General features: G+C 45.2%; 4 protein-coding genes. All 4 read right to left on the reverse strand.

From position 1 onward, the window contains the following. Window positions 1-347: 347 nt before the first annotated feature. Window positions 348-1,631 (reverse strand): response regulator, encoded by a 1,284-nt coding sequence (locus QZW47_RS09145; RefSeq protein WP_293126305.1) that lies wholly within the window; start codon window positions 1,629-1,631, stop codon window positions 348-350. An 18-nt stretch (window positions 1,632-1,649) separates the two neighbouring features. Further along, complete coding sequence (locus tag QZW47_RS09150) at window positions 1,650-4,442, reverse strand: hybrid sensor histidine kinase/response regulator (protein WP_293126307.1); 2,793 nt, start codon at window positions 4,440-4,442, stop codon at window positions 1,650-1,652. Between the two features lie 389 nt (window positions 4,443-4,831). Further along, window positions 4,832-10,309 (reverse strand): ATP-binding sensor histidine kinase, encoded by a 5,478-nt coding sequence (locus QZW47_RS09155; RefSeq protein WP_293126309.1) that lies wholly within the window; start codon window positions 10,307-10,309, stop codon window positions 4,832-4,834. 159 nt (window positions 10,310-10,468) lie between these two features. After that, window positions 10,469-11,995, reverse strand: a complete 1,527-nt coding sequence (locus QZW47_RS09160; RefSeq protein ID WP_293126311.1) for a UDP-N-acetylmuramoyl-L-alanyl-D-glutamate--2,6-diaminopimelate ligase — start codon at window positions 11,993-11,995, stop codon at window positions 10,469-10,471. Window positions 11,996-12,287: the final 292 nt, after the last annotated feature.

Below are 12,287 nucleotides of genomic sequence, written 5' to 3' on the forward strand. Positions count from 1 at the left end.
AATGGCCGCTCGGAACGAGTGAAAATTTGATACATTATACCTAGAGTAGTATGAATTGTCTATAGAACTCATTTGACATCTTTGAGTTTTTGGGTTGGGTGACGATAAATACCGAGAGAAATCCGGTTTCTGAGATTTACGCCTGGGGCAAGAAACCGGGTTTCTACGAGTTTTTGGGTTGGGAAGCAGAAATACCGAGAGAAACCCGGTTTCTGAGATTTACGCAGAATAGATCTCAAATGGGTTCTATACGATCAAATACATAATAACTAAATTATCCTAATTTGATCAGGAGAAGTCGCGTTATTTTTGCGAAACTTATCTTTATAAAATATATGGTTTCTTATCTAATGTTTTCCGTAAATCGGTAATTTTAACACAAATTCAGTTCCTTTTCCAGGAGTTGAATTGACAATAATTGCTCCTTCATGTTTTTCTACAACAATTTGATGGGCGATCGCCAATCCCAATCCTGTCCCCTTGCCAACCTCTTTGGTAGTAAACAAGTGGTCGAAGATCCGCGTTTTTACTGAGTCAGACATTCCCGCTCCGTTATCTTTGATACTAATTGCTACAGTGGAAAGGTCGATCGACATTTCAGTAGAAATGACAATTCGCCCCGGATCGATTTCTAGTTCTGCATAGGTTCGCCCAACGCACGCTGCATCCAAAGCATCGATCGCGTTGGCAATAATATTCATAAACACTTGATTTAATTGTCCCGGAAAACAATCGATTGCTGGTACATCACCGTAGTCAGCAATCACTTCAATGGCTGGACGGCGATCGTTAGCCTTGAGGCGATGGCGCAAGATGAGCACGGTGCTGTCGATACCTTCGTCGAGGTTAAATTTCTGCTTTTTGTCGCTGTCGGCGCGGGAAAAAGTGCGGAGGCTTTTACTAATAGATACGATGCGATCGCCCCCATCCTTCATGGATTTAACCAGTTTGGGCAAATCTTCCCGCAGATATTCTAGATCGATCGTGTCTAGTTCTGCCTCAATTGTCGGGCCGGGTTCCGGGAAGTGCTCGCGATATAGATCGATCAAACCAAACAAATCGTTGATGCTATCTTCCACAGCACTGACATTACCCACCACACAACCAATGGGATTGTTGATTTCGTGGGCAACGCCCGCCACCAGTTGTCCGAGAGTGGAGAGTTTTTCTTGCTGCACCAATTGCAATTGGGCTTTCTGCAACTCATCAGTACGTTCTGCCACTCGTTGTTCCAAGGTGTCGGTGAGTTGCTTGAGGCGCCAGTGAACTTTCACCCTGGCTAATACTTCCTGGGGTTCAAAAGGTTTGGTGATGTAGTCCACCGCCCCCAAGGACAACCCTTCAACTTTATTATCCGTATCTGCTAAAGCCGTCATAAAAATTACTGGGATACCTTGAGTAGCCTCGTTGGCTTGGAGGCGGCGGCAGGCTTCAAAACCGTCCATTTTGGGCATCTGCACGTCGAGTAAAATGAGGTCTGGGTGAGCATAGGCGACCATAGCTAGGGCTTCTTCGCCATCCACTGCCATGCGAACTTTGTAGTTTGCAGATTTCAAGGTTTTGGAAAGGATCGACAAGTTGGTTGCATTGTCATCCACAATCAAAATAAAAGGACTGGTTGAGTTAGGCATAGTTTCTACTGCTACAGATTAAGGAAGATACTGCTGAATAAATGCCCGGAGTTGTTGGATCTCACACGCCTCAACCATCTGGATCAGTTCTCGGAAAAAAGCAGTTGTCTCTCCATCTGAAATTTGCTGGGCGATTTCCATTACCTCGTCTAAATCGCCAATGCGGGCTAGTTGAGCAAGTTGGGTCAAAATCGCGATCGAGGGTGGCTGAATTTCTTGGGCTTCATTAGGCCCATTTACCCGATCGCCTTTCTGTTCCTGATAAATCCACTCTAAGTTTAAATATTTTTGTAATTGTTCTAGCAGAGTTTCAGCTATGATGGGTTTGGGCAAGAAATCATTGCCGCCCGCTTTAATGCTATTGTGGCGATCGATGTCAAACACACTCGCCGAAGAAACCAGCACAATGTGATGTTGTAGTTCTGCTTGCGATCGCAAAGAGCGCAAAAAATCAAACCCGTCCATCACTGGCATTGCCAAATCGGTAACAATCAAATCCGGTGCTGTGTGTAAAACTTGCTCTAACCCTTCTTGTCCGTTGCTAGCTTCAATAATTGTAAAACCAATTGGTTCTAAAAGATTCAGCAACACCGAACGGTTTTCCCAGCGATCGTCGATCAATAATATTTTGCGTCTTTCCCCTACATAGCCGACGATCTGCCCTTGAGACACAACTCTCGAATCTGCTGCCCAATCTCTAACTTGGGGCAATTCTACCTCAAACGAGAAGGTGCTACCTTCCCCGGGAATGCTCTGCACCTGAATTTCACTATCCATCAAGGAGACAATTTTGTGGCTAATTGCTAGTCCTAATCCCGTACCTTCGGATTGTTTTTTACTATCTCCTACCTGTTCAAACGGCTGGAATATCTTCTCTACCTGTTTGGGGGTCATGCCCACTCCTGTATCTGCGATCGCAAAACGAATGCCTGTTTTCTTCCCTTTATCTACTCGCTCGCTCGCTTCTACTTTAAATGTCACTTTACCCTGTTCGGTAAATTTAATGGCATTTCCCAACAGATTAATCAATACCTGACGCAAGCGTTTTTCATCTGCCAGAACTCCGACAGGTAAGTTTTCATCTACCAACAAGTCGAAGGTAATTCCTTTTTGTTCGGCGCGGATCTGGTTGATTTCGACAATGCTTTGAAGAAACGAAGGGAAATGTAAGGAGGTGGGATATAGTTCAAGTTTACGGGCTTCGATTTTAGAGAGGTCAAGGATATCATTAATCAGAGTGAGCAGATGGGATCCGCACTGGTAAATGATGTCAACTCCATTAAGTCCTTTTTCGCTGAGGGGTTCGCTGCGTTGCAAGATTTGAGCGTAGCCGAGGATGCCGTTGAGGGGCGTGCGGAGTTCGTGGCTCATGTTGGCGAGGAATTCGCTTTTGGCCGCGTTAGCATTGTCGGCTGATTCCTTTGCTTGTTGGAGTTCGGCTGTACGCTCAGCAACTCGGTCTTCCAATACTGTAAACGAGGTTTTGAGTTGCACTGCCATTTGGTTGAACGATCGCCCCAAACCTTCCAATTCCTTAATTCCTTTGACTTCCACAGGGCGATCTAAGTCTCCACTGGCGATCGCCTCACTCGCTTTTTGGAGACGGAGAATTGGGTCAGCAATCCACCGTGATGTGATAATTCCGAGGATGGTTGCTACGACTAGGGCGGCCAAGCATAGCAGAATGGTCGATCGGGTATTGGCATTAATTTGCCCCATAAAGTCTGACTCTGGTATTGTCACCACAATCAGCCAATTCAGTCCATAGGCATCTTTCCAAGGAGTGACTTGCGTAAAATAACGCTGGTTGTTGTATTTGACTCTCAATTTTCGATTCGTCTGAATGGATTGCAAGCTACCTGAATCTTGTTGAATTTGAGTGGCGATTGTTTGAATCAACGGCTCGGCAATCGTGAATACTGTCAACCTTTCTACCGGATTTTTCTGTTTGTTCAGAATCGGTTGTTTGCCAGAACTTGCCACCATTCTACCATCGCGTTCGACGATAAAAACCTGCCCCGAGGAGCTAATTTTGAGATTATTTAAAAATCTATTGATGTCGTTAAGCTGCAAATCACATATTAAAGAACCTAAAAATTTACCCTTCCGAGCGAGGATCGGATAAATTGCTGCGACACTTAGATAATCAGAGTAGTCTCCTACATTTTCACTTTGACCTCCCGCCTGCACTTCAGCGCCTGTCTCAGATACTTGAATATTGTTAATGCCAACTCCAGCGATGTCTGCCCAGAACGGTTTTTTAGATTGAGTTGCCTTGATATACTTTTTTTCGTCGATAATATTAAAGTCGTAGGTTTGAATCAGCTTGCCCCGGTTTCCTAAAACATCACTCGTGTAGTCTGATGCCTTGCCTCCGGGAAGGTTTTGATAGAGCGTAATCTCTTTGGGATTTAAATAGCGCCCGGCCCCTACCTCTATGCCATCAGGCAACACATAGCCGAAATAGCTAATCGTCGGGAAGGCTTTTGATTGTCGCCAGAAATAGAGTTCGGAGGCTTTGCGGTTATTTAGGTCAAGTTGCCCGCTGGCGATCGCATCGGCTGTCACTTGCGTTAGTTGTTGCGGCAAAGCCAGATAGTTGTCTAACTGGTTATCCACTCGCTGAGTTGCGCTATCTATCAACTGATTTGCTAGATCATTGACTGCTTGCTGACCGTTTCTAAAGGAAAAATAACCGACTAACCCAACCGCTGCAAAGATTTGCACGATGAATGGTATAATCAGCGCTGCTCGTAGCGGTAAACGACGGATGAAATGGCGATCGTTGTTTATTTTTTTTGTGGCAGACATACCGGCATTCCTTTCCACAATTTTAGTTAGATCAAATAGTCTATTTTAGTATTTTTATATAGGACTTTTGATTGCTACAGTGTAACTTATCATACAAGCCTGTGCGATTTATATTACAAATTCATCAGTCCTTGGCTCGATCGGACTAGCCTTGGGGAAGGCTAACGCCGACGTTTGTGTAGTTTGACCCCACGCCTCGAATGACGGGCGCTGCGCCACCTACGAGTTATATAGCAGTTCTCAGAAAGATGACGCACCGGACTAATTAATCCCTCAATCCCTCAATCCCCCAATCTAAAATCTAAAATTCTTCAATCTAAAATCAGAACCTGTACCTCACCTTTTTGATAAAGGCTATAAGTCCCTGGCGGTTTCAACCGCCTTTTTATCTAAATAGGAATACGAATGATAAATTCTGTACCCTTCCCTAGGGTTGATTCTACGTATAAAGTCCCTCCGTGGGTTTCTTGTACTATTTGACGGGCGATCGCCAATCCCAATCCCGTCCCCTTGCCAACCTCTTTCGTAGTAAACAAATGGTCGAATATCCGCGATTTTACTGAGTCTAACATACCGGGGCCGTTATCTTTGATACGAATCGATACTGTTTGCAAGTCGATCGACATTTCAGTACAAATCATAATTCGCCCAGGTTTGGCCTGTAATTGGGCAAAACTTTGCCCAACGCACGCTGCATCCAAAGCATCGATCGCGTTAGCGATAATATTCATAAACACTTGATTTAATTGTCCGAAAAAGCAGTTGACAAGCGGCAAATTACCGTAGTGTTTGACAATCTCAATTGCCGGACGTTTATCGTTAGCTTTCAGGCGGTATTTCAAAATCAATAGCGTACTATCAATACCTTCGTGGAGGTTGCAAGCCACTTTGGTGGGGGTATCGGCGCGGGAAAAAGTCCGCAGCGTGGTGCTAATCTCGCGAATCCGCTGCGATGCTACTTTCATCGATGGGATTAGCTTTTGTAAGTCTTCGATCAGGAATTCTAAGTCAATATCTTCGGCATGATCGATGACTTGTGGGGTGGGTTCGGGATGATTTTCTTGATAGCATTGAATGTGGGCGAGCAAGTCTTGAATGTATTCTTCGGCGTTGTTGACGCTGGCGGTGATAAAGCCAATCGGATTGTTGATTTCGTGCGCTACCCCGGCTACTAAATTGCCCAAAGTTGCCATTTTTTCATTTTGGATCGTTTGCAGTTGGGCTTGTTGCAAATCTGCGAGCGATCGCTCTAATTGTTGCGCGTAATCTTGGGATTGTTGGTAAAGGCGGGCATTTTCCAGAGAAATCGCGGCTTGGGCGCACAAAAGTTGCACGACTTGCAGGCGATCGCGCGTAAATGCACCAATCGTTAATTGATTTTCCAAATACAGCAACCCGATCAATCTACCTTGATACAATATAGGCGCGCACAGCACACTTTTGGGTTGTTGTTGCACGAGATACGAGTCAGCCATAAAATCGGTTCCTGCTGTCGCATCATCCAGCACGACGGTTTTTAAGGTACGTTTAACATAGTCGATGACTGTGAGGGGAAGGCATTCGCTGGTTGCTAACGGCACTGATAGCAAGGTAATGCTTTCATTCAGGTTCGCTACGGCTTCTACAGTCAGATTGCCATCCTTAAGTAACAGCAAAGCCGCTTTTTTTGCTCCGGCATTTTCCATCACCACTTGCAGCAAGGTAGAGAGCAATTGCTCTAGTTTAATTTGACTCGATAAAGCTTGCAATGCTTTGAAAATAGTTGCAAAATCGAGGGATTCAGAAATGCTGCTGCTAGAGGAGATTGTTTGGATAGTTCGATCGCTCAATGAAGGGCGATCGATTTGGAAGCGGGTTTCACCCAGCAAAGGGATCTCGCGCTGGGGTTGCAATATGGGAAGCAGCAGTTGCGGATAACGAGTTTCTAAGTCATCGGTTTTGGCTTTGGCTCCCCAGCGGGCGTAGCAGTAGTAAGCTTGCTGCATATAAGTTTCGGCGATTTTTTCCTTGTCCCAATCGAGGTAGAATTTGGCAGCTAATTCGTTGGCTAAGGCTTCTTCTTGGATGTAATCGTTGGCTTTGGCGAGTTGAATTGCGCGATCGAACATTTCTATTGCTTCCATCTTTTGATTCAGCACCCGATGTTTCTCGGCATCAACCAAACATAATTTGTGCAAAAAATTCATCGGTGCGTGATTCGCCCAGTGCTGCATTTTTTCCTGATTCGCACTAATTCGCTCTAATATTTGAAGTTGATCGGCTGCTTCAGCATTAGGATAAATTGCCAACCGCGTCAACGAATCATAGAAGTAAAAACTGGGAATTCTGACTTTTGAGACTGCAACCATTAAATATTGTTCTACCTGCACTGCATTTTCCAGCGCCGCACCATATTCACCCAACAAATAACAAAGCTGAAGCTGATAACGGTAGAACTCAAGAAAAGCAAATAAATCGCTTGATCTTCTGTGAATTCCAAGCATTTTTTCTGCGTTATAAGCAGCACCGCTGAGCACACAAGGATTTGCACTTTCCCCCAATAAATTTAATACGGCCTGCTCGACGATTAGATTGCAGTACAGCACTCTTTCTTGCTTAATTTGCCGAAGTACGTGATTGTATTGGGCAATTTCTGGCCCTAAATCCACTAGATTGTAACCGCGAAAATACGCAGTATTGCAATACTCTGCCAAAGCGTATGCTGCAAATTCCAAATCTCCTGTTTCCAAACCCAACGTGTAAGTTTCTAATAAAATTTTTAAATGCTCTCTAGTATGTTCTTTCCAAGGTTTAATGCTGGAGGCGACTGGTAACAATACCTTGACTGTCATCTCTGGATTCTGGAACTTCGACGCTAAACTCATGGCGAGTTCGCCAAATTGATAGCCTGTTTCGATATCGCCGAGCATCCCGCAGACAATTAATCCATAATTAGCATAACCAAAAGCCGAATCAGCAGCGTTGCCGTATTTAAGGGATAAATCGATTTGTTTTAAAGTAACTAGCGGAAACAAAGCTGGCGTGACGGTAAATGCCAGCGGAATCAAGTTAGACAGCATCCGCATTGCTGCTAGAGGTTCAGCTTCCGTCATTTGTGGCAAGTTAATTAAATCTTCAATCGATTGATTGCCTAATTTTACACTTATCTGCTGAAATTCTCGCTGAAAATCTGACGGATTGGGCTGTTCTGGAAACTCTACCCCAAACATTTTTAACAAGCCTAGCGCGAGATTTACTGCTTCCTGTGCTTGGTTTCTGGCAGCACAAGCTTGAATTTTTACTTCATAAGCTTTGACTTGCTGTACCGCTGTTTTAGCCTCGGCTAAAATTATTTGCACTAATTGCTCCATTGCTGCTAAATCTTCGGCAAGATATGCAGTTTCTGCCGCCAAAGTGTGCAACTTTAATGTCAGTTGATACTGAGTTTTCCAGCAATCAGCCTTCAGCAATGCCAGACCGACTGTGGCATATTTGCTAGCAGCAACATAGGCAGTTGACGCTCTGGCTTTGTGTCCGGCTGCCAAATTTAATTCGGCAAGTTGTTGTTGTTTGTCGGCGCCAACTAGCAAATCAACGCCGTAGTTTAATTGATTGACAATCTCAAAAATTTTCTCATCTCGCTCTGGAGCCGGTGTATGTTGCAGCAGCAGTTGTCCTATTTGCAAGTGAGTTGCTTGTTTTTGGTTTTCGGGAATCAATGAATAAGCAGCTTGCTGGACGCGATCGTGCAGGAATTTGTAGCTGACAATTTCCGAAGTTGGCGGCGCATCTTCTCTGACTCGTCCCAGATAAAACTTGTACACTTCACTCGTCGGCAAAATCAAGCCTTCTTGCAATGCTTTCCACAAATTTGTTGCTGTTTCGGTGGACAGTTCCTCTGTTACCGTGGCCAAAGTTTCCAGATCGAAAGAGTTGCCAATACACGCGGCTTTTTTTAACAAGTTTTGCGTGGAATCGGGCATTTTTTGCAACTGCAACGCCATAAATTCAACCACATCATCCGTCAGTGCTAGTTTCTTGACTTGGGCAATGTCGCAGTGCCACCCCCCTTGTCTTCCCCCCTTACTAAGGGGGGACTGAGGAGGGTCAAACTGAATCAACTTATCGTCGTGGAGCAATTTTAGGAATTGCGTGCTAAAGAATGGATTGCCTTTAGTTTTTTGATAAATTAGTTGAGTTAACGGTTGCGCGATGGCTGGCGCACAGCTAAGCGTCTCGGCAACGAGTTGATTTAAACTCGTTTCTGCGAGGGCTGTTAATCTAATCGTATTGATGGTAGCTGGTGCTTTGCGAATCTCATCTAGCGCCAACATCAAAGGATGAGCCGCAGAAACTTCATTGTCGCGATAAGCTCCAATTAATAATAGATATCCGCTGTCTGATTCGCTCATTAACAACTGCATCAATTTCAAAGATGCCGAATCAGCCCATTGCAAGTCATCGAGAAAAATTACTAACGGATGTTCTTTGGTGGTGAATACTTGCAGGAATTTTGGCAACAGTAAATTAAAGCGGTTCTGTGCCGCTGTTCCAGACAGTTCGGTGGCGGTTTGCTGTTGACCGATAATTTTTTCTAGTTCGGGAATTACGTCAATAATTACTTGGGCGCTGTCACCTAGTGCTGCTAAAAGTTTGGTTTTCCAACCTGCTAATTCAGGGTCGCTTTCACTTAGCAATTGTCCCATTAATGCTCGAAATGCTTGCACGAAAGCCCCTAAGGGAATATTGCGGTTGAATTGGTCGAATTTGCCTTTGATGAAGTAGCCGCGCGCTCCGACAATTGGTTTGTGAATTTCGTTGACAATGGCGGTTTTGCCAATTCCCGAAAAACCCGCGACTAACATTAATTCGCGATGAAACTGCTTTTCGCCAAGCCTTTGGGAGCCAGAAATGCGATTCTCCTGCGGAGACGCTACGCGAACGAACGCAGCCAATAATTGGGCTACTTCGGCTTCTCTCCCGTAGAGTTTCTCTGGGATGATGAAGCGATCGCACACATCCCGATTTGCGATCGCAAAGCCTTGTATTGTACCACTTTCTTCGAGTTGGTGCAAACAAAATTCTAAATCAAATTTCAGCCCTAACGCACTCTGATACCGATCTTCGGCATTCTTCGCCATCAATTTGCTGACAATGGACGAGAGTACCTGGGGGATTTGCGGATTGATGTGGTGCAGCAATGGCGGTTGTTTAGCAATATGAGAGTGTACCAATTCCAGCGGATCGTTGCTTTGAAACGGCAACTCTCCCGCCAACAACTCATAAAAAGTGACACCCAGCGAGTAAAAATCAGTGCGGTAGTCAACGCCGCGATTCATCCTTCCCGTTTGTTCGGGAGATAAATAGCCTAACGTTCCTTCCAGCACATTGGGACTCATCAAAATTTGAGTTTCCCTCGGCAGCAAAGATGCGATACTAAAGTCAATCAGTTTGACTTCTTTAGTTTGGGGATTAATCAGAATATTGGCGGGTTTAATGTCTTTGTGAATGATGCGGTGGCGGTAAAGTACGTTTAATGTGTTGCAGAGAGCGATCGCAATTTGGAAAAACTCGATTAAAGTGGGTACAGTTTGCCCTTGTCCCGTCCATTGTTTTAAAGAAATTCCCCCGAAGTCTTCCACAATCAACGCATAGCCGTTGCGGCATGACTCCAAACTGTAAGTTTGGATGATTCCGGGAAAACTTAAGTTTTTGGCGATCGCGTATTGATTGCGAAAATGCAAGAGTTCGCTAAAGCTGGGATACTCGTTCCGCAAGACTTTGATGGTGACTGGTGTGCGATCGCACAGGCGAGTTCCGCGATAAACTATGGTGCGAGTTCCTGAATAAATGCGATCGAGAATTTGATAGCCAGTTAGTTCTATCACAGCATTTTTTTTAAGTATTTTTTATTACAATTGTAATCTACTCATCAGTAAATTTTACATCGTATAAATACTGAGACATAAAACTAATTTTATACCCAAGAAATAGCTAACTGTTAACAGTTAACCGCATTCAGTTAACCGTTAACAGTTAAGCCATTATTAGTTAACGGAATTGAATCTGGCCGTCAAGGCATCTCGCGCTTGTTCTCGATCGTCAAAATGGACTTTTTCGGTGCCCAAAATCTGATAATCTTCGTGTCCCTTACCTGCAATCAGCACGCCATCGCCGGGTTTAGCGTCGATAATCGCGCTGCGAATGGCGGCGGCGCGATCGCACATAACGACGGGTTTTACAGTAGCGGGAATGCCTGCGAGCACATCTTCCAAAATGCGATCGGGATTTTCGGTACGCGGATTGTCGGAAGTAACAACGGCTACATCGGCTAACTCTGCAACGATTTTACCCATGAGGGGGCGTTTCGTGCGATCGCGATCGCCACCACAACCAAATACGCAAATCATTTTGCCTGGAATAAACGGCCGCGAAGCCTTCAGCAAGTTCTCCAAACTGTCAGGAGTGTGCGCGTAATCGACAATCACGCTAATATCTTGGTCGGGACTAATTTGCACCCGTTCCATACGTCCCGGCACTCCGGAAAATTGAGATAATTTCTCCACAATTGCGGACAAATCTAAACCCAATTCTAAAACCGCACCGACAGCAGCCAGCATATTGGACAAATTGAACTGACCGACTAAAGGCAAAACAAAAGCAGTTTCACCCTTGGGAGTGTGGAGCATTCCCTTAACTCCATTCGGCTGATACTGCAAATCATCAGCATACAAATCAGCAGTTTTGTCGCTAGTGCTGTAACTCCAAACTTTATCTGATTTTAAGCTTTCAACAATCCGCCGCCCGTAGGAGTCGTCAATATTAATTACTGCGCGATTCTTGAGATATTTTTGACTAAATAACAGCGCTTTGGCATCAAAATAATCCTCCATATCGCGGTGATAATCGAGATGGTCTTGAGTCAAGTTGGTAAACACAGCAACTTCAAAAGAACAGCCCAAAACTCGCTGCTGCGATAAAGCGTGGGAACTGACTTCCATCACGCCGTGTTTGCATCCAGCCGCTACAGCTTCTGCTAGTTGTTTTTGCAAGTCGATCGCAAAAGGTGTAGTGTAAAGTGCAGTTTGTTGGAAACCCGGCCAGCGAGTGTAAAGCGTGCCGAAAATTGCCGCCGGTAACTGCATTTGATTGAGCAAAAATTCGATTAAATGAGTTGTGGTAGTTTTGCCGTTAGTCCCGGTAACACCGACAAGTTTTAATTTGCTAGCTGGATTGTCGTAAAATGCGGTGGCTATTTGACCGCAAATTTGAGCCATATCGGCTGCGACAATGACGCAGGGAAGCTCTTCTAGCCCCTCCTTGCTAAGGGGGGGTTGGGGGGGTGTTTTCTCGGCTGCTTGGGTGGAAATTATGGCGGAAATGGCACCGCTGGCGATCGCCCCCGGCCAAAAATCTCCCCCGTCTACCCGCGTCCCCGGCATTCCCAAAAACAAATCCCCCGCCCCACAAGCGTGGGAATTAGTCGATAAACCCTTGACTTCGGCATCGAGGGCTTGATGTTGGGCGTCAAAGGAAATACCGGAAAGTGTTGCTAATAATTCTCTCAATTTCATTTGAAAAACTCCTCACTTGGATGTTTTGAATAGGACTCGCGCAATTGTTTTAACCGTCATCACAGGGGATTTAAGCCCCCACCTTTAGGTGGATTGTTTTTAGGCAGGGGCTTAAATCCCCTGCCTAAAAACTTCGCACTCCTTGCGTCAACCCCTCGACTTCGCGGGCGGGATCTTCTGTCAACTGTTAACCCAGCCAGAGGTGCTTTGCAGCGCTTGGCGATGCAGGCCCCATACAGCTATTCTGTGCGCGGTGCGTGCCCCGAGGCCAGGATTAAAAGCTGAGTTTTTG

Source organism: Microcoleus sp. bin38.metabat.b11b12b14.051 (assembly GCF_013299165.1).
Classification (GTDB): domain Bacteria; phylum Cyanobacteriota; class Cyanobacteriia; order Cyanobacteriales; family Microcoleaceae; genus Microcoleus.